This window comes from Acidisoma sp. PAMC 29798 (assembly GCF_030252425.1).
Classification (GTDB): Bacteria; Pseudomonadota; Alphaproteobacteria; order Acetobacterales; family Acetobacteraceae; genus Acidisoma; species Acidisoma cladoniae.
This window is the reverse complement of the sequence record NZ_CP126994.1, coordinates 310,754-329,413: the sequence shown is the minus strand read 5'-3', so window position 1 is coordinate 329,413 and position 18,660 is coordinate 310,754. Positions and strand designations below refer to the sequence as shown.

Sequence of the window (18,660 nt, the reverse complement as noted above, 5' to 3'; positions counted from 1 at the left end):
ATTTGATCGCAAGCTTCGGGACGCCACGAGACGAGAGTTTTGCCAGATTACCCCCCACGCAACACGGGGTATCAGAATGTCGTTTCGTATTCGGGGTCTCGATCCCAGCCAATTCAGCCATCTCGCCGGTCTTTCTGACGCGGAACTGATGCGCCTGGGCGCCAAACGCTTTGTGGTCGACAGCAAGCCCGGCTTCCCGGACCGGGTTGAGGTCTGCGATATGGACGTCGGGCAAACGGCGATCCTGCTCAACTACGAGCATCAGCCCGCCGACACGCCGTACCGCGCGCGACATGCGATCTTCGTGCGTGAAGGGGCGGACCAGGCCTTGGATCTGGTCGATTCAGTGCCCGAGGTGCTTCGCATCCGCACGATATCGCTCCGCGCCTTCAACGACAGCGGCGAGATGCTCGACGCCGATCTTGCGGAAGGCACCGACCTTGTGCCGATGATCGAGCGCTTCTTCGAAAATCCAGACGTGGCGTACCTGCACGCGCATTATGCGAAGCACGGCTGCTATGCTGCACGTATCCTGCGCGCATAAGTCGTCACACCTCCGGAGAACGCCATGACTGCGGCCGCAGCGCCGGATGTCGTCCATCCCACAGCCTACGATCCACGTTGGGCGGCCGTGGTCGCGCGCGACCGCATGGCCGACGGCCGCTTCTTTTATTCGGTGCGCACGACGGGCGTCTATTGTCGGCCGAGCTGCGCTGCGCGCCTCGCGAATCCGAAGAACGTGCGCTTTCACGAGAGTGTTGCTCAGGCCGAGGCGGCCGGCTTCCGCCCCTGCAAGCGATGCAAGCCGGACCAGCCGCCGCTCGACCAGCAACACGCCGCCCTCGTCGCGGATGCCTGCCGGGCGATAGAGACGGCCGAAACCATGCCCGGCTTGGCACATGTGGCGGCCGGCTCGGGCTTGAGCCCCCATCATTTTCACCGCGTTTTTAAGGCCGTCACCGGACTGACCCCACGCGCCTACGCGGCGGCCCATCGGGCGAAGCGGGTGCGCGTCAGCCTGATCGAGACGATGCGCGTGACGGACGCCGTCTACGACGCCGGCTTCGGCTCAGGGAGCCGGTTCTATGACACGGCAGACGCCATCCTCGGCATGACGCCCACGCGCTACCGCAACGGCGGTGCGGATACGGTGATCCGCTTTGCGGTCGGCGAGTCCTCGCTCGGCCCCATTCTGGTCGCCGCCAGCGATAAAGGGGTTTGCGTCATCCTCATGGGTGACGATCCCGATGCGCTTGTGCGCGACCTTCAGGACCGCTTTCGCAAGGCGCGGTTCATCGGTGCCGATGCGGAGTTCGAGGCCATCGTCGCAAAGGTGGTGGGATTCGTGGAAGCACCCCGGCTCGGGCTCGATCTGCCGCTCGACATGCGTGGCACCGCGTTCCAACAACGGGTCTGGCAGGCGTTGACGGCTGTCCCGGCCGGATCGACCGCCAGCTACGCGGATATTGCGCATGCGATCGGCACGCCCAAAGCGGTGCGCGCGGTGGCGCAAGCCTGTGGCGCGAACGCGCTGGCGGTCGCTATTCCCTGTCACCGGGTCGTTCGCCGCGACGGCGCGCTCTCCGGCTACCGCTGGGGCGTGGAGCGCAAGCGCGCTTTGCTCGATCGCGAGGCGGAGCAAGCGTTATTTTCGAGACGCCCGCGACCTGCGCAGGATCCTTGATGACGTCGATGCGCTCACTGCTGCGACGCACCCAGGCCCATGCCACGCTTGTCTCGACCGATTGAACGCGCGCTCGGCTACCGCGACCGTTGACACTGCAACGCTTTGGCGCCGCCTCATGCGTGATGGATGAGCTGATGGCCACGACGCAGGGCGGGCATCTGAGATCGACCGGTGGACGGTTCTTTGCCTGCGTGATCGCCGGCGCGTGGACACCTGGGCAGGATAGCGCCGATCGAGCGGGCGGTTCCAGCGGAAGCGAGGGGTTGGGCTTGGTGTGGGGGACATTCCCATTCGGTGAGGTCTGACCCTGCCCGGTCGGCCGCCTGATTGCTTACGAATCCCAAAAACGGTCATTGACGGTGGCGTCATCGCTGCAGCCCTTTCCCCCTCCACCATTGAGCGATTTAGCGAGCGTATTGGGAGCGGACATACGACGAGAGGACGCCGTGACTGGCTAGTATGGAAAGCGGTCGGGAGGCACAATCCGAGAAACGTCCGGTTTGCGCCAATCCCGGTCAGATGACCGTTTCGGACGATCCCTCGGAAGCGGACGTTAAGATCTAGTAAAATTTTGACCCTCGAAGATGGAGAAATAAGTTTTCGTTCGGGACAGAGAAGGATATGGCTCTCTAGGGGATCCTGGGAATATACGACATCCTCCGGTAGTAGAAAAACATTCGCCGGCGGGATAGGGACTGTGAGGCTTACGTGGCCATGCCAGAGGACGACTGGGAAGCGATGGAACGCTAAGAGGTCGCTTTATATGAGAGGAGGCCGGGACGGATTAGCCCGTTCAGGCGAGACCAGGGGCCATTTAACCCGATTTGGACGAGACCATGGCTTCCGAGCTGCCCTATACCGTCATACTGATCCAGGCTTTAGGACCGACCGTCGTCGCAATTGCGGTGGCGGCTTTCACCATCTGGATAGCTTTCAGACAGGTAAAGATTGCCAGGCAGCAGGCCGAGATGGTGCGGGAGAAGTTGAAGCACGATCTCTATGACCGCCGGTATGCGATATATCTGACTTTCGAGAAGATGCTCCGGGTTTCTTTGGGAGAGAAGGAATTAGGAGAGAAAGAGGCGGTTATCCGGGATGCTAATATAGCGGCGCACCAAAGCCTCTTCCTTTTTGGGTCGGAGATGAAGGCCTATCTGCTCGAACTTAATTCCGTCGCGTGGCGAAGGCTGTCAAAGCGGGAGCTGATAGAAGTTATGAAGGACTTGCCGCCGGAAGCCAAAATCCAGCACGCCAAAGAGCATAGTGAAGACACAAAGAGAATAATGAATGAGGCAGACGTCCTTGCAGCCAGATTTCTTCCATATTTGAAACTGGACGACTACCGGGACGTCAAAAATTACGGCTCGAAGCGGTAATGCCTGAAATCAATCGAGTTCAGTTGCAAGTGTCGAGATTGGGAGGCGCTTTGCGCGCGGCGCGTAATCCCTCGCGTGCAGCTGCAAACGGGCATACCACGGCCTCAGCATCGATGGCTCTGCGCCATATCCACAACGTGTTTTATGGGCAGGCAAGGGGCGAGCATTGCGAGCGGGCGATCTATTGGAGCCAACAGGCAATCCAGCTGATTGGCTCGCCGCTCGCATCCGAAACGACGATCCATTGCGAACACACCATTCCGGTCAATGTCGCGGTTCGGAATCTTTGGCGGTTCATGAAGAAAACAGATAGCGGCGATGAAGAGCTTCTGGACCGCGTTCTGAGCTATACCATCGTCACCGCATGCACTCAAGCAGAGTGCCATTCAAAGACAGGGCTGGCGATGCCACGGATATACGCCACGCACGAGAAAGCAAGAGCATGGTCGCGTCATCATCCGGATATGCCTGCGGACAGAGACTGGCAGCTGACCGCACGGCCGTTCCTTCGGTACACCCAGCCTGGGCGGTGCTGAGCGTCCGTTCACTGGATATCGCTATGAGCTGCGTTTGCCCAACTTGGACGGTCATCTTTCGATACGACTGACAGCCACCTTTGGCAGCTTAACTCATTTTATAGTCCAAAGCAGCCCTTCCGCTCTCGGCCAAAACCGGACTGCGATGACCACGCGTAGCCGCAGATTACCCTGAGTGGGCACCGCGCCCTCATCCGTTAGCAGAGGGCGCCTGTTTGGCAGCGCGGCGGCAGCGTTCCGAGCAGTAGCGCACCTGGTGCCAGTCGCGAGCCCATTTCTTCCGCCAGTTGAAAGGGCGCTGGCAGACGGCGCAGATCTTTACAGGCAGGTTGAGTTTGTCGTGGGGCATGGCACCGTGTCCATAGCTTCGGGTAAATGCGATAAGGCGCTCCCGTCCGGAGGACCACGTTATCGTAGTCCAGGCTCGAAGCGAAGAGGCCGCTTTCCACCCATCCCAGCCGCCACCGTTGGAGCCCGAACTCCTCCCGCCCTAAGCCCGCCCGAGGCGCTCCGCGCCGCCGCCCAAGGCAGGCCCGGCGGTCGGGTCGTGCCCATCCGGAATGCTCGCCACCAAAGTTTGCGTGGTCAGGATCAGCCCGGCGACGGAGGCCGCGTTGCGCACGGCGGTGATGCTCACCTTCACCGGGTCCAACACGCCGGCCGCCATCAGCCCAACGATCTCCCCGCTGCGGGCATCAAAACCGAAACCGCGCGGGGCCTGCGCCACGCGGGCCAGCACATCGGCGGCATCCGCGCCGCAGTTCTTTGCGATGCAGGCGAGCGGCTGCGCCAAGGCGCCTTGCAACAGGCTCGCCCCCAGCCGCTTGCCGCCGCTCAGCCGCTCCATCATCGGCGCGAGATCCGGCACGATCTGCATCAAAGCAGTGCCGCCGCCGGCGACCACACCCTCCTGCACCGCCGCGCGGGTGGCGTTGATCGCATCCTCGATCATCTGCACCCGGCGCTTCTGCTCCACAGGCGTGGCACCGCCCGCCAGGATGATGGCCGAGCCGCCAGACAATTTCGCCAGCCGCTCCTGCAACTTGTCGCGCTCGATATTCTGCGGCGCCGCGTCGAACTGGCGACTGACCTGCACGCGCCGCGCCGCGACGCTCGCCGGGTCACCGCCGCCGGCGCTGATGATGGTCTGGTTGGCCGAAATGCGCACTTGCCGCGCACTGCCGAGGTCCCGCCGCGTCACATTGGCAAGCGTGCCGCCCAATTCCCGCGCAATCACCCGGCCGCCGGTGACGATGGCGATATCCTCCAGCATGGCCTTGCGCCAATGGCCGTATTCCGGGGGATGAATGGCGGCGATGGGGGATTGGCCGCGTTCGCGCCGGCCAAGCAGATGCACCACGCAACTCGGCGCCACCTCCTCCGCCAGGATTAGCAAGGGCCGCTGACTGCCCTGCAGCAGGGCTTCGATTGCGGCCGCATCTTCCGGCCCCGTGAGCTTGAGATCCGTCATCAGGATCAGCGGCTCCTCAAACACCACCTGCATGCGCTCGATATCGGTCACCATGTGATGCGACAGATACCCACGGTCGAAGGACATGCCGTCCACGACCTCCAGCAGCGTCTCCACCGTGGTCCCGAATTCGACCGTGACGATACCGTCCGCACCGACGCGCTGGATCGCCTCGGCGACCATGGCGCCCGTCACCGCGTCATTCGCGGCGATGGTCGCGACGGCACGGGTCTCCTCCGGTCCCGTCAGCGGTCGGGCACTGCGATAAAGCGCCGCCAGCGCTTCCGTCACGGCCAGTTCCAGGCCGGCGACGAGATCGACGGGGTTGGCGCCCTTGGCGAGAAAGTCGAGCCCCTGCTGCACCATGGCATCGGCCAGCACCGTCGCCGTGGTGGTGCCATCCCCCGCGATGTCATTGGTCTGCTTGGACACTTCCCGCAGCACCTGCGCGCCCATATTCTCGAAGGGACAGGGCAGTTCGATTTCCTGCGCGATACTGACACCATCACGCGAAATCAGCGGCGTGCCGATCGGGCGGTCGATGATCGCATTCATCCCCTTGGGGCCGAGTGTGCCGCGCACCGCGCGGGCCAGCTGGGCCACGCCGCGCCCGAGGGCCATGCGCGCCTCGTCATCATGCAGCATCATCTTGGCCATGGTGTCGTTCCCTACTTCCTGGTCGGTCCTCCACGCCCCGCTTTTTGCCGTGTCGTCTGGCGGCGGGTACGCGTCTTGATCATCCGTCAGAGACTGTGGCGCTTCTCTGCCGGCAAAGCGTGAATGAAGTCGCGCAAGGTCGGCTCCCGGGTCTTGTCCTCCGCCTCATCGAACCGCGCCGCCAACAAGCCGCGACACAGTGCGCCGTTGAACTCGACGTTGACGGCGACACGGCGGAGGGCCCGAATATGGCTGCGAAAGCTATCCGCCTCGATGGCGCAGCCATTGTCATCGACAAAGGCTGGGGCGTCATCCGCGTTGACGGCCACGATGCGGCGGCGGTCGAGGTAGCGCTCAACCAGACCGGTATCGGATAGCCGCCGGAGTGCCGCTATGGAGAGGCTTGCCAGCGCCTCCATCTCATGGCCCGCAGCCTGAAGATGCTCCACCAAGGCCACTTGCCGACGCTGGAAAGCTTTGACCAGGAAGGTGCGCCGCACCTCCTCCAAATCGCCGTCCGAAGCATCGCCAAAGGTGGTCTGGAAGGACTGCTTTTCGGCAATGCCGCTGTTGATTGTGTCGGCATACATATGCTCGCCGAGCGTCACCTGAACATCGGTGACCCAAGGGAGTGCGGCCACCGCCAGGCGCATATCCTCGGCCATCAGGAAGGCGAAGTTGGCCGCGCACCAATAGGTCGGCAGACGGAAGCTGACGCGCACAGCCCCCGCGTCACTTACCGCGACTTCCGTGACGAAGCGAAGCTCCGTCACGGATTCGTCCAACTCGGGATCATTCACGGTCCCGAGTTGAGCCCAGACGTCCGTCTCGCGCGTCATTCGGCCGCGACGCTCTGGCGATATCCCAAAGCGGCCTTCTTGGCTTCGATGTCGATATTGTAGATGCGTGCGGCATTCAGACCGAGGATCTTCTTCTTCGCGGTTAGCGACAGATCGACCTTGGTCTCCTTCCGTACCTCGTCCGGCAGTTCGAAATTCATAAAGGCATCGACCAGCCATTTCGGCGTCCAGATGCCGTAATCGCTGCCGAACAGGATGCGATCCTCGCCGAGCCAGAAAAGCAGTTCGGAGATGATATGGGCGAAGTAAGCAGGCCGGCTGTGGATGAAGGGGAGTGCCACCGCGAGGCCGCCATAGACATTCGGTTCCTGCACCGCAATCCAGCAGAAGTCGTCCAGGCGCGGCAAGCCGCAATGCTCCACGATGAAGTTCAGATTCGGGAAGCAGGTGGCGGCATCGTCGATATCAGCGACGTCGAAGGCATCGCGGTTCAGGGGCAGAATCGTCGGCCCCTTATGGACATGGATGTTCTTGATGCCGAGCTTTTCGGCGCGCTCCAGATAGCGCTTGGCGTGATCATCCGACAGTTTATAGCCCTTGCTGTCGCCGATCCACTCCGCCGTATAAAGCTTCACGCCCTTGATCTTGTATTGCTCGACATCCGATTGCAGTTGATCGAGACCGGCCTCGCCGTGGCGCGGATCGAAGGCGCCGTTGATAATAAAACGATCGGGGTAGCGCGTGCCGAGGCTCGCATTCTGCTCAAGCGTATTGAAGCCGTTCTTGTAGAACTCCTTCAAATAGGTCGGCTGGAAAATGGCCATATCGTCATAGCCTTTGACGAACAGGTCTTCATACATGGTCTCGGCGCCGTATTTCTCGAACTTTTCGCGCGGCCAAACCTCCTCCTTTGGGCTCAGCGCGGAGTGGTAACCGTAGAAGCAATTGATGAACTCCGCGCCATGCACATTGCGCTGATTCGCTGGGCTCGCGTCCCAGAGGTGAACGTGGCCGTCGATGATGAAGATTTCTTCGCCGTCTTTTGTTGTGTACATCTTGGTCTCCTCGTATGCAGACGTCGTTGCGTCAGATATAGTCTTTGACGTCGTCCATATTGCCGAACAGCACGACAGTATTGTCATCCACCATGACCATTCGACCGTAATGGGTCGAGGTGGAAATCTCAAACAGATGCGGCGTCATCTCGCGGCCCAGCCGCTCGGTGATCTCGTCCATCTTGAATTCCATCTTCCCCTCGCCGTCGATACGGATCATCGCCGGCATATAGGTCACGGTCACGCCGGGCTTCTCGCCCATAACCTCGGCGATGACACGGGCCTCGACGCTGTCATTCATCGTGACGCCGCATTGCACCGAGATCGTGGTTTCGAACTGCATGTCCTTCATGGATTTGAAGATATTCGCGGTATGGGACATCGGATATTCCTTCTTGTTGCGATGGCGCGCGGTCAGGCATCGACGATGGAGCGCACGTCGATATTCGTCTCGGCACCAATGGCGCGGAGGCGGTTCTTCGCCAGTTCCAGGGCTTCCGTGAACTGCGCCACCTTGACGCGCGGCTGGGACCAGATCGGTTGCAAGCTGCGTGCTGCCGCCATCGCGAGCGTTCCATGCTTGTGCAGCCAACTGGAAAACAGGCCGCGATTATGGTCGGCATGTGCCTCATCCAGCATCAGCATCCGGAACAGCTCGATGGTATTGGCAAGGTTCCGCTCATAATCCCCTTCAGCGGCCGAGACGACGGACGGGGTGATGAAGTCGTTCTGGGAGGCCGCTGCCTGCATCACGAAGCCGCTGCGGAACAGCTCTCCCACCAGAGGCTCGAACACGATGTTGACCGCGAAATACTGCTCCAGGAAGTCCGTCGCGCCGCTGATGGTCTCGATCGCGCGGCGCGTATCCTGCCAGATCGGATCATCGACCCAATGCGCCTTGCCGGCCTGGTCATCGAAACCGCCGATATCCATGCCGATCTCGCTCAGGTATAGTGTCAGGTCCTGCGCAAACCGGATCTTGTAAGAAGAGTTGGTCAGGATCGCGTTATTGATCATCTGCGTATAGCCGTAGCGTTGCGCCTGCATCGTCGCCATGCCGAGGCCGAACTCGGCATGCTTATAGGCGCCGATATGATCTTGCAGAATCTTGACCCAAGCCGGATCGAAGCGCTTCGGCGCGCCGGAACGGCGGCCGTTCTCCACCACGCTCTGGATCATCCCGCAGATGGTGGACTGGCGCTGGTAATGCGTGCGTTCCCATTCCTGGTCAACGCTGCGATAGGCGTGCCAGTCACTGCATTTGGCGCCCGTCCAATCCTCGGAATAGGTCGGCGTGCCATCTGCGAAGGAAATGATCCAGTCTTGCAGCAAATACCGCTTAGGGTCGGGCTGCACATCGACCGTCATGTCTTCGTAATGCGTGGCGCGGCGGCCCTTGGGATCGAAATAATTGTATTTGCGGCTATCCGATCCGGCAAAGGTGGCGGCGCCGGCGGCACCTGATTTCAGCGGGTTGGTCGGCTGTTCTACGGCTGCACTCATGATGGCGCGCTTCCCTGTTGATGGTGTTTTTGTCAGCGTGTCGCAGTGGTGAACTTGTCGAAGTAGATGCGCTCGGGCTCCACGCCGGCCATTTGCAGAACCGGCAGCACGGCATCGATCATCGGCGGCGGCCCGCAGGAATAGGCGTCGATTTCGCCTTCCAGGCCTTCGGCCTTCAGGACGCGCGCCACCACGTCATGCACGAATCCCGTCTCCCCGCTCCACTCGTCGCCGGGCTCAGCATGCGACAGCGCCGGGATGAATTTAAAATCCGGTAGCTTTTCACCGATCGCCGCAAATTCGGCGATGTGGAACAGATCGGCCTTTGTGCGCGCCCCATAGAAGAAGCGGACAGGTCGATGATCGCCCCGCGCGACGTGATCCAGCAGGATCGACCACAAGGGCGACATGCCCGAACCACCACCGACCAGCACCAAGGGTCCCGGCCGTCCTTCCCGGTGGAAGCAGGTGCCATACGGTCCCTTGATTGTCAGCGCATTGCCGGCGGTGAGGCCACCTTCGAGCCGCGCGGAGAAGGCGCCGTTGGGATAGATCTTGATGATGAATTGCAGGGTGCGAACGCCGCCCGTGGCATGGTCGCCCGGCGCATTCGCCATGGAGAACGCGCGCGTAATGCCGCTGCCGGGAATGGTGATATCGACATATTGGCCCGCCCAGAAACGCAGCGGTGCATCCAGCTCCAACGTCAGAATCCGAATGTCGCGTGTCAGAGGAAGAACGGAGACGACGACGGCGCCGATTTCCTTCACTGCGATGGAGCGACTGAGCAGATCCTCGTCGTAATTCAGCAGTTCGACCGTGATGTCGCTGTAAGCGAGCGTCCGGCACAGCAGAATATGGTCGGTGTCGCGCTCCGATTCCGGCAGCGCGAAGGTGGAATATCTAAGCAATTCGATGTCGCCATCGACGAGCTTGGACTTGCAACTCGCGCATTGCCCTTCCTTGCAGCCATGCATCACGGAAATGCCCTGGCGGAAGGCGGCATCGAGCACCGTCTCCCCTTCGTTCACATCCATTTCGATGCCCATCGGCTCGAAGCGAACGGTATGGGTGATGACCTTGATATCGGTCTTAGTGATGACGTCGTTCATAGAGGCCCCTTGTCGGGATACGGCGTGGTCGGGACCCGGCTTGCACCGGGTCCCTTCGCGTAGTGCGCCGATCAGTTGATCGGGTTGATCTTGAAGCCCTTGCGGTATTCGGCCAGATGCGCTTCCCGCGCCTCCGGCGTCATGCCCCTGATCGTCAGCAGCGGGCTGCCGAGCGTGTGGCCGCGCACATGATCCAGCGTCCACATCTCGCGGTCATCGAATCGCAAATGCGGCTGGGGCACCAAGGTCTTGCCGTCACCCCGGACGAAGCCGAGATCCTGGATGGCATCGGCGAGATCCCAACCGTGGTAGCACTCCTCCCATTCACGGCGACCGCTGAAGCGGCCCATGGCGGGCGTCGGCCGGCCTTCATAGGTAGCGGCGAAGGCGGTCTTGTGCGTCCAGCGGCACAGCTCCGAGCAATAGGTGTGGATTTTGCCCTCGACTTCGTCACAGACGATGTCTTCGCGGATCAGGCAAGGCACCATGCAGCTCCAGCAGCGATGCGGATAGGAATATCCGGTCTCGGTGTTGAAGGTCATGACGGTCTCACCGGGCTTGCTCAGCTTGGCATACCACTTCCAGTAATCGCCGAACTCGGCATACCAGCCGGGATACTTATGCTCGAACCACTCGAAGTCCCGCTCCGTCTGCGCTTCGATGCGCCAGAAATTGAGCGGCCAACCGACCGAGAAGAACTGCGCCGTCTTATGGACGTAGTGCTTCTTGACCATCCGCTCCCACGCCGCGCCGACATCGTCGTGATGGATCTTGATGCCGTATTTTTCGAGCGGCAGCATATAGGTGCGGTAGTAATCCTCGTAAATCCAGCGATGCCAGAGTTCGGCATAGCTTTCCTTGTTCTTGTCGCGATCGGTGGTGGCGTATTCGATCAGCGTGCCGATGGCGGCGTCCACAATGGCGTGGTTCTGCCAGAAGGCGTAGCGCAGATCCCGTTCGATCAACTGATGGTTGTCGGGATCGTTGATGATCGACATCAGCATGGAATGGCCGTTGCCGATATGGCGGCTTTCGTCGGACTGCACCGATAGGAAGACGGTCGGCAGCGCATAGTCACCGTTGCGCGCGGCCTCGGACGGCATGGCGACGAAGAGCGTATTGGTGAAGGCGGTTTCGGCCACGACCGTCAGGTAGATATTGGCGGAGGTGATGGCATCGCCGGTCACGAATCCCTCGGCGAATTGGCGGCCGATGGTGGTGGCGTAGCACCGCCCGAAAGCGGCCTCCGTGATATCGAATCCGGCCGGATCGATGTAGTTTTCCATATACCACTTCTTGAGATTCATCTGAATCGTCGAGTGGCGGAATTCATCGACCATCTGCATGGTGAAGCCGGTGCGCAGCTCCTCACCCGGCGCGAGACGGGCGACCATGGCCATGGACCGCGCGGCCGAAATCTCCGGGAAGGGGATGATGGCGAGGAACAGCTTCATCCATTCGACCCAGCGGGGCTCGACATTGCGGAACATGTCGCCGCGCAGCGCGGCGTCCAATGCGCCATAGACGCGATTGTCTTTTTCTTCCTGCATCGGGAAGTAGGAGCGTAGCACCTGCTTCATCGGGTCGCGCGGTGCCTTCTTGATCTTGTAGTCGGTCGGGAAGGTCATCGCTTCCTGAACGTAGCTCGGGGTCCAGCCCAGATCCGCGACCCGCTTCGCGGCTTCGCCGATGCTGATCCCTTTCTGTGCTGTGATCTTGGTTAACGACAGGCCCTCGGGCATCTGAGATTCTCCTTGGATCTTGGATCAATTTTTTGCGGCAACGCGGCCAGGACGATGTCGTGGTGTGAACGAATGGTTCCGGCGAGCGGTGCCACCTTTGTTGGTAGCAAGTGTTATGCCAGTCGATGACTATTATCCTTGGTGGTGATTCACGCAAGTACTTGGTCGAAGTTATTATTTACTGCGCTGCAGCATGTATTATTATGGGACACACTGTGTCTGTGCTGTAGCGAAATGGGACATCAGGATGTCGCCGCCGGGCTGTCGGGCCGTCCGATCGGCTTGCCATCGGCGATGAACCGCGCCGCGAGCACCAGCGTGCCCATGGTGAAGTCCTTGCCATGGGCATCGATCATCTCCTGCGCGAGCAGGCCGAGCCGTTTGAAAAAATCGTCCTTCGAGAGGTCCTCGTCGGTCATCGCTCGCGTCTCCTGCGCTTCCATCACGGGACCAAAACCGCGCGGCCACGAATGCGGCCGTGATGCAGGTCGTGCAGCGCCTGATTGGCATCCTTCAACCGATATTCGCGCGTCGAAAGATGCACCAAGCCACGGTCGGCAAGCGCCATCAGCTCCACGAGTTCCGGGTATGTGCCAACAAGATTGCCGACGATGGTTTTTTCCGAGGTGATCATGTCGAGCGTCGGCATTTCGATCCGCCCGCCGTAGCCAACGATGTAATAGAAGCCGCCATTCGCGGTCATTGCCAGGCCCTTGGCGACGGCCTCGCCTTCGCCGACGAAGTCGATCACCGCCTCAGCCCCGCGACCGCCCGTCAGCGCCATGACGCTCTCGACCTCATCTCCATCCGCCCGGATCTGGTGATGCGCGCCGCACTCCTTCGCGAGGGAGAGACCGGTGTCGGAGCGATCAACGGCGATGATCTCCGCCGCGCAGAGTGCCGCCAGAACCTGGATGCCGATATGACCGAGGCCGCCGGCGCCGATGACCACCACGTATTGTCCCGGCAGCAAATGGCGGGATGCCTTCTTGGCAGCGCGATAGGCGGTGAGGCCGGCATCCGTGTAGGGCGCGACATCCTTGGGCGCCAGGCTCTTCGGCAGCTTGATCAGCGACCTTTGGCCGGTGCGCAGGTAATCGGCATAGCCGCCATTGGTATTGACGCCGGGAAACTGGCTGTCCGTCGCATGCATGTCGTCACCCCGCCGGCAAGCGAGGCAATGGCCGCTGGTCACCAGGGGGTGGCAGATCACCGCATCGCCGACGGCGAATCCTTCGACGGCGGACCCCAGCTCCTCGATCCAGCCGGCATTCTCGTGGCCCATGATATAGGGCAGTTGAACATCGACCTTGCTGCGCCAAATGCCTTCCACGATATGCAAATCGGTGCGGCAGACACCGGCGCCCCCGACACGCACGATGACATCGGTCGGACGCTCGATCTTGGGATCGGGCACCTCCTCATAATGGACGAAAGTATCGGACGAGAGGCTCTCGTCGTAGGCGTGCAACACGGCGGCCTTCATGGCGGTTCTCTCCCTTGATGCCGCCTCGTTGGGCAGACATCTGACGCAGCGTCTTCACTGCATCAGGCGTGCCAATTGTTCATTGCACGCCATAACAAGGACTTGCCTCGGTCATGTGCCGGGACACTCTGTTCCGAATGGAACAAGCGCGGGTGCGGACCTGTTCCGTTTTGGAACAGTTGCCGATGGCACGCGCGCTTTGTAATGTCGTTTCAGGTCCCGCGCGTGGGCCATTGGGGAAACGATGCTGATCTCATCGGAGGATCGTCTCGCGCGTGCGCGAACGGTGCTCGAACGACGTCACGTCACACCGGCGGATTTGCTGTCGGCCGAGATTTCCGCGAGCTGGACGCGTTGCCTGGAGCATGGGCTCGATCCTGAAAATCCACCGCCGCCGCGCCGCATCGAGGCGCCCGCCTTGCGTCGAGCGCGGGATGCCGCGGGCGCCATGCGTCCGCTTGTGCTGGCGGAGATGGAGAATCTGTATCACCAAATCGCCGGCAGCAATTTCATGATCGCCTTTGCCCTGGCGGACGGTCTGCTGCTCGACACCATCGCCGATACGAGTTTCAACACGACCGCCGACACGACGCGCATCCAGCCCGGCTGCCTATGGTCCGAGCTGGGCTGTGGCACCAATGCCTTGGGCAGTGTCGCGGCGACCCAGCGGCCGATGACGATCCATGGCGGCGAGCACTTCTTTCGCCGCTACGGCCAGCTCACCTGCACGGCGGCGCCGGTCTTCGGTCCTGATGGCGCCCTCGCGGGTGTGCTGGATGCCTCATCCGATTGCCAGTCCCGCCAGCAGCACACCCGCGCCCTCGTCTCTATGGCCGCGACACAGATCGAGAATGGGCTGTTCCGCGACTTCCATCGCAAGGACATCGTGGTCGCTTTCCACAACCGCGCAGAATATTTGCATACCCTGAGCGCCGGCCTGATGGCCTTCGATCCGTCCGGCGTCATCCTCGGCGCCAACCCCCAGGCGAGGCTGTTTCTCCAAGGCCTGCCGGCGATCCCCGGCCGCCGGTTCGAGGGCGTGTTTCGCATGGCCTTCAGCGCCTTCATCGAAGCTGGGCGGCATGACCCAAGGATGCGACTGCAAGATCGTGTCGGCAGCGTCTTTGTCGCCCATCTCGAAACCCTGCGCGCCGCGCCCGTGGCCCTGGCCAAACCGGTGGCTCCGCCCAAACCCGTGGCGGTGGATGGCTTCGTCGCCGCCGATCCGGTGGTGGCGACGGCCATGCGGCAGGTGGAGGCCGCCGCCCGGCGCGGGCTGCCGATCCTCATCCGCGGCGAGACCGGCACAGGCAAGGAGCAACTGGCCCGCCACGCCCATGCCGCGAGCGGCCGAACCGGCGCCTTCGTGCCAGTGAACTGTGCAGCGCTGCCAGAGAGCCTGGTGGAGGCCGAGCTGTTCGGCCATGCGGAGGGCGCCTTCACCGGTGCGCGGCGCGGGGGCGCCGCCGGGCTCGTCGTTCAGGCCCATGGAGGCACCCTGTTCCTTGATGAGATCGGGGACATGCCTCTCGCTTTGCAGGCGGTTCTGCTGCGGCTGCTGGATGACTGGATGGTGCGACCGGTGGGCGGCGGCGCCACGCGGCGGGTGGAGGTGCTGCTGGTCGCCGCCACCAATGCCGATCTCGCGCAGGAGGTGGCGAAGGGCCGCTTCCGTGCCGACCTCTACTACCGGCTCGACACGATCGAGGCGCTGCTGCCGCCGTTGCGTGCGCGGACCGACTTTGATGCGATTCTGCGCCACCTGCTTGCCGTCATAAGCCCGGAGGCTGCCATCGAACCGGCTGCGATCGACCGTCTCGCCGCCCATTCCTGGCCGGGCAATATTCGCGAACTCCGCAATGCGCTGACGCGGCTGACATTGATCGACAGCGGAAGGCCGGTCGGTCCTTCCGCCGTTGAGAGTCTGCTCGGCGCCGGATCACCGGCCGGCCCCAGAGAGGTCACGCTGAGAGATGAAACGACGGCCCGCATCCTGAAGGCGCATCGGGAGACTGAGGGCAATCTCAGCGCCGCCGCGCGGCGTCTCGGCGTCTCGCGGAACCGTGTCTACCGCGCCTTGGCCAGTCAGGGGAGAAAATCGCAATGAGCGGTTGCGATGAGCAAACGATGCGGTTGAACGATGTGAGTCTGCATTTGATTGCAGAAGCCAGTTCATGGATTGGGGAAAGCCCTCAGGTGCAAGCCGGCGATGAAGCCGTATTTCTTCAGCGCGCAAGCGATCTTCCTGAGCGACTGCGGAGCTGCATGATGGCAATGTCGAACTCAAAAGCATTGGAGATGTCGCGGGATATTCCGACCCTGTGCAGCTTGGCCGCTAAAGTCGCCCTCATCCTACATGGCGCGACCTCAGCCGCAGTGACGCTTTACGAGAACGATATTTATTACTACCGCGCCTTCCCTTCGACCAAGGCTTTGGTCCTCGACTATGAAAGGTTCAAGTCCAGTCTCGGCGGGCGGCGAACGGCTTAGTCTCAGGCTACTGTAGCTTAGGATCGGGAAAGGGCAGACCTTGCTGGCCCGAGGGTTCGGCCGCCCAGCCTGTGGGCGTCTGATAGAAATCGGCCTGTGATTCCGAGGTCGCACCGGGTGAAATCATCGCCACGGTGCAAGACACCTCATTCTTATGATCCGCGGCCGAGGTTTTTACGCAAGTTCCGACGCGCATCGAGGTGTTCTTCAGCTCCGGCGGATTGCCGAGCATAGCCAGGATCGCCGTATGGGCCTGTTCGGGCGTTGGCGCCGTGACCGCTTGGGCCAACGCGGACATGGGCCAAGTGATCGCCATCAGGATTGCAAAAGCGATGGGACCCCCGCGCTGCGCCAAAGACACGGACAATCGCTTGCTAGTTTTCATTGCCTGTTCTCATTGAATTCATCTTGATGTTCTCGTTCCATTTCTTGTCCTTGCTCCATGCCTGGGCCGCTCTGCGTATCGCCCTGTGGCTGTCCTTGTTGCGCCATAATGACATCTATGCGCGCGTCCTGCCACAGTGCGTGCGTCGCTCGAAAGCCTTCGAGCGACGGTGTTCACTCTACTGCTGCTGCTGTTGTTCGTCTTCCTGTTGTTGCTGCTGCTGTTCCTCCTGCTCCTGTTCTTGCTGCTGCTGTTCTTGCTGCTGTTGGTAATACTCCTGTTGCTGCTGTTCTTGTTGCTGCTGCTGTTGCCGCTGTTGTTCGTCCTCTTCCTGTCGTTGCTGCTGTTGCTGTTGCCACTGCTGCTGTTGCTGCCACTGCTGCTGCTGTTCCTCCTGCTGCTGGTTCGCATCGCCATTATCGTTCTGCTGGTTCTGGCCGCTTGGAGGCGCCTGCATGTCTGCGGGGTTCAGCGACGGCGACGAGGTTGGTGGCGCCATCGTCCTCTGGAGGTTTTGCTGAGCATACTGGTCACCCTGAGCGGCCGAACTCTGGAAAAGCGCTGCGGCTTTGGCCGTATTCTGTCGAACGCCATGCCCGTCGAGATACAAGACACCAAGGTTATTTTCGGCTTGCGCATCACCTTTTGCGGCGCCGCGCGCGAATAGAGCGGCGGCCTTGGCATAGTCTTGTGGAACGCCCCGGCCATCCCGATAGGCAATGCCCAGATTATAGGCGGCATCGAGGTTTCCACCCTTCGCGGCCTTGCGCCACCAGGATGTCGCGGCGGCATCGTCCTGGGGAAGGCCCTGCCCGTTCCAATACGCGGTGCCGAGGGCGAATTCTGCATTCAGGTCACCCGACTGCGCGGCCGCCGTCATATGAGCGACGGCCGTCGCATCCAAGACTGGCGCGGCCGGCGGTGTCGGCGTGCCAAACATAGTGCCTGCGGGCGGCATGGCGCATCCGACAAGTCCGATGAGCGAACTCGTAACGACGGCTATCGATAGACAACGCAACGACATTTTCGTCTCCCGTTTCGTTTCGTTATGACCCGACATTCTCATGTGAGCTACCGCATGGTTCAGCATGGCGAAGACATAAGGGCATTGTGCTGGCGCAGGATTGGCGACCTGTCAATCGAGTGTCTCGATGTTTCTTGTTCTGTCATCGGTTGGCGTTTTGATTGCGTAATCTCGCTTCCCCGCGTTCATGCCGATACGTGTGAATACCAATCTCGCATGTCTACCACCCCTCGCATGTCTATCTCGCGATGTGGCAGATCTGTCTGCTGCATCGGCACAGGCTGTTGCGCGGTCGGCATCACAATGAATTGACTGCGGCATAACGATAGGGTTCATCCGAATTCTGTTTTGATTTCGAGTTAAGATCGTCTTATCCGCGCACCACTGCCGGGACGAGTCTGCCAGGCGTGATGAAAGAGGACGTCGAATAGACTGCCGAACCATGGGCTTATGACCATGCACGTCCGTCCAAGTCTCGTGGCGACGGCTCCCTCGACTTGCTGGGCTCACCCGTATCAGGCAGGAGTAGTGGGTTCTTTCGCGCCCGGCGCAAAGGACGAAGCCTCCAGGGAGCGGCCGCCCGCGATGTCAGACGATGATCTGCTGAAGCTATTTCGCATCCGCCGGCCCTCGAGCGGCGGCCGAAAGGCGGCACCTGGACCAGATATCGAAGGTAAAATTCTTGATGCGGCAGAATTTGTCTTTGGGCATTTCGGCTTCCGGGGCGCGACGACGGCGCTGATCGCCAAAAAGGCGTCTATCGCAAAACCCCACATCTATTATTACTTCGAGGACAAGGAAGATTTGTATCGCGCCATCTTGGAGCGAGCCATGAACATGTGGGCAAGAGATATCGAAAATCTCGATCTTACGACCAATATTGTGGAAATTCTCACGAATTACATCCATAGGAAGGTCGATTTCTCAAGAGATCATCCGGATTTGTCCCGGATATACGCAAATGAGATCATCAGCGGCGCGCAATACATTGGAACCTTCATTGAGAAGGTCTCGACGCCCCTGCTGCTTAATAAGATGAGACTTGTTGATGAATGGGCTGCCCAAGGCATGGTCAGGCCGATCAGCGCCCCGGATCTATTCTTCTGTATTTGGGCCATGACCCAGGCCTATGCCGATTTTTCCAGCCAGATGACCATTATGAAGAAGAAAAGGGTCTTGGAGGAAGCGGATTACGACTCGGCCAAAGCGACGATTGTCCAGCTGGTCCTTGGCGGGCTCGGCCTCAACGGTAAGGAACACTCCGTCACGGCGGCCCAGTCCCGCGGCGCATCGAAACCAGCGGGAAGGCGGCCGCCGACTAGCAGTCGGTAGAAGA

19 protein-coding genes are annotated in these 18,660 nt (G+C 61.0%); 7 read left to right on the top strand and 12 right to left on the bottom strand.

Annotated features, from left to right (window positions below):
* The first annotated feature begins 76 nt into the window (after positions 1–76).
* From QP803_RS01605 to QP803_RS01590, 4 genes are all read left to right on the top strand, one after another.
* Complete coding sequence (locus tag QP803_RS01605) at positions 77–544, top strand: DUF1203 domain-containing protein (protein WP_284945934.1); 468 nt, start codon at positions 77–79, stop codon at positions 542–544.
* 24 nt (positions 545–568) lie between these two features.
* Positions 569–1,684, top strand: coding sequence for a bifunctional DNA-binding transcriptional regulator/O6-methylguanine-DNA methyltransferase Ada (gene ada / locus QP803_RS01600; RefSeq protein ID WP_284945933.1), 1,116 nt, complete (start codon positions 569–571; stop codon positions 1,682–1,684).
* Positions 1,685–2,523: 839 nt separating this feature from the next.
* Positions 2,524–3,063: a hypothetical protein gene (locus tag QP803_RS01595; protein ID WP_284945932.1), complete on the top strand. Its 540-nt coding sequence runs from the start codon at positions 2,524–2,526 to the stop codon at positions 3,061–3,063.
* Entirely contained in the window at positions 3,063–3,599 is a 537-nt protein-coding gene (locus tag QP803_RS01590) for a hypothetical protein (RefSeq protein WP_284945931.1), read from the top strand. Before QP803_RS01595 ends, QP803_RS01590 begins: the two co-directional genes overlap by 1 nt.
* 190 nt (positions 3,600–3,789) lie before the next feature.
* Here QP803_RS01590 and QP803_RS01585 read toward each other — a convergent pair whose 3' ends face one another.
* The 10 genes from QP803_RS01585 to QP803_RS01540 form a co-directional block, all read right to left on the bottom strand.
* On the bottom strand, positions 3,790–3,948 hold the full coding sequence (locus tag QP803_RS01585; protein ID WP_284945930.1) for a DUF2256 domain-containing protein: 159 nt from the start codon (positions 3,946–3,948) through the stop codon (positions 3,790–3,792).
* 141 nt (positions 3,949–4,089) lie between these two features.
* A complete protein-coding gene (locus tag QP803_RS01580) occupies positions 4,090–5,727 on the bottom strand; it encodes a molecular chaperone GroEL (RefSeq protein ID WP_284945929.1) in 1,638 nt (545 codons plus the stop codon).
* Positions 5,728–5,813: 86 nt separating this feature from the next.
* Positions 5,814–6,566, bottom strand: a complete 753-nt coding sequence (locus QP803_RS01575; RefSeq protein WP_284945928.1) for a metal-sulfur cluster assembly factor — start codon at positions 6,564–6,566, stop codon at positions 5,814–5,816.
* Entirely contained in the window at positions 6,563–7,582 is a 1,020-nt protein-coding gene (locus QP803_RS01570; RefSeq protein ID WP_284945927.1) for an amidohydrolase family protein, read from the bottom strand. The genes QP803_RS01575 and QP803_RS01570 overlap by 4 nt, the downstream gene beginning before the upstream one ends.
* Positions 7,583–7,613: 31 nt before the next feature.
* Positions 7,614–7,964, bottom strand: a complete 351-nt coding sequence (locus tag QP803_RS01565; RefSeq protein WP_284945926.1) for an MmoB/DmpM family protein — start codon at positions 7,962–7,964, stop codon at positions 7,614–7,616.
* Between the two features lie 32 nt (positions 7,965–7,996).
* Positions 7,997–9,085 (bottom strand): aromatic/alkene monooxygenase hydroxylase subunit beta, encoded by a 1,089-nt coding sequence (locus QP803_RS01560; protein WP_284945925.1) that lies wholly within the window; start codon positions 9,083–9,085, stop codon positions 7,997–7,999.
* Between the two features lie 32 nt (positions 9,086–9,117).
* A complete protein-coding gene (locus QP803_RS01555; protein WP_284945924.1) occupies positions 9,118–10,197 on the bottom strand; it encodes an NADH:ubiquinone reductase (Na(+)-transporting) subunit F in 1,080 nt (359 codons plus the stop codon).
* 71 nt (positions 10,198–10,268) lie between these two features.
* Positions 10,269–11,939: an aromatic/alkene/methane monooxygenase hydroxylase/oxygenase subunit alpha gene (locus QP803_RS01550; protein ID WP_284945923.1), complete on the bottom strand. Its 1,671-nt coding sequence runs from the start codon at positions 11,937–11,939 to the stop codon at positions 10,269–10,271.
* A 242-nt stretch (positions 11,940–12,181) separates the two neighbouring features.
* Positions 12,182–12,358, bottom strand: coding sequence for a hypothetical protein (locus tag QP803_RS01545; protein ID WP_284945922.1), 177 nt, complete (start codon positions 12,356–12,358; stop codon positions 12,182–12,184).
* A 23-nt stretch (positions 12,359–12,381) separates the two neighbouring features.
* Positions 12,382–13,425: an NAD(P)-dependent alcohol dehydrogenase gene (locus QP803_RS01540; protein ID WP_284945921.1), complete on the bottom strand. Its 1,044-nt coding sequence runs from the start codon at positions 13,423–13,425 to the stop codon at positions 12,382–12,384.
* A gap of 244 nt (positions 13,426–13,669) precedes the next feature.
* Here QP803_RS01540 and QP803_RS01535 point away from each other — a divergent pair, with 244 nt between their 5' ends.
* Complete coding sequence (locus QP803_RS01535) at positions 13,670–15,532, top strand: sigma-54-dependent Fis family transcriptional regulator (RefSeq protein ID WP_284945920.1); 1,863 nt, start codon at positions 13,670–13,672, stop codon at positions 15,530–15,532.
* Positions 15,529–15,915 (top strand): hypothetical protein, encoded by a 387-nt coding sequence (locus QP803_RS01530; RefSeq protein ID WP_284945919.1) that lies wholly within the window; start codon positions 15,529–15,531, stop codon positions 15,913–15,915. Before QP803_RS01535 ends, QP803_RS01530 begins: the two co-directional genes overlap by 4 nt.
* A 7-nt stretch (positions 15,916–15,922) precedes the next feature.
* Here the strand turns inward: QP803_RS01530 and QP803_RS01525 are convergent, their stop codons facing one another.
* The gene (locus tag QP803_RS01525) at positions 15,923–16,300 is read right to left on the bottom strand and encodes a hypothetical protein (RefSeq protein WP_284945918.1); all 378 of its coding nucleotides are present in this window, start codon (positions 16,298–16,300) and stop codon (positions 15,923–15,925) included.
* 178 nt (positions 16,301–16,478) lie between these two features.
* Entirely contained in the window at positions 16,479–17,240 is a 762-nt protein-coding gene (locus QP803_RS01520; RefSeq protein WP_284945917.1) for a tetratricopeptide repeat protein, read from the bottom strand.
* A 669-nt stretch (positions 17,241–17,909) separates the two neighbouring features.
* Between QP803_RS01520 and QP803_RS01515 the strand changes: the two genes are divergently transcribed.
* Complete coding sequence (locus QP803_RS01515; protein WP_284945916.1) at positions 17,910–18,656, top strand: TetR/AcrR family transcriptional regulator; 747 nt, start codon at positions 17,910–17,912, stop codon at positions 18,654–18,656.
* Positions 18,657–18,660: the final 4 nt, after the last annotated feature.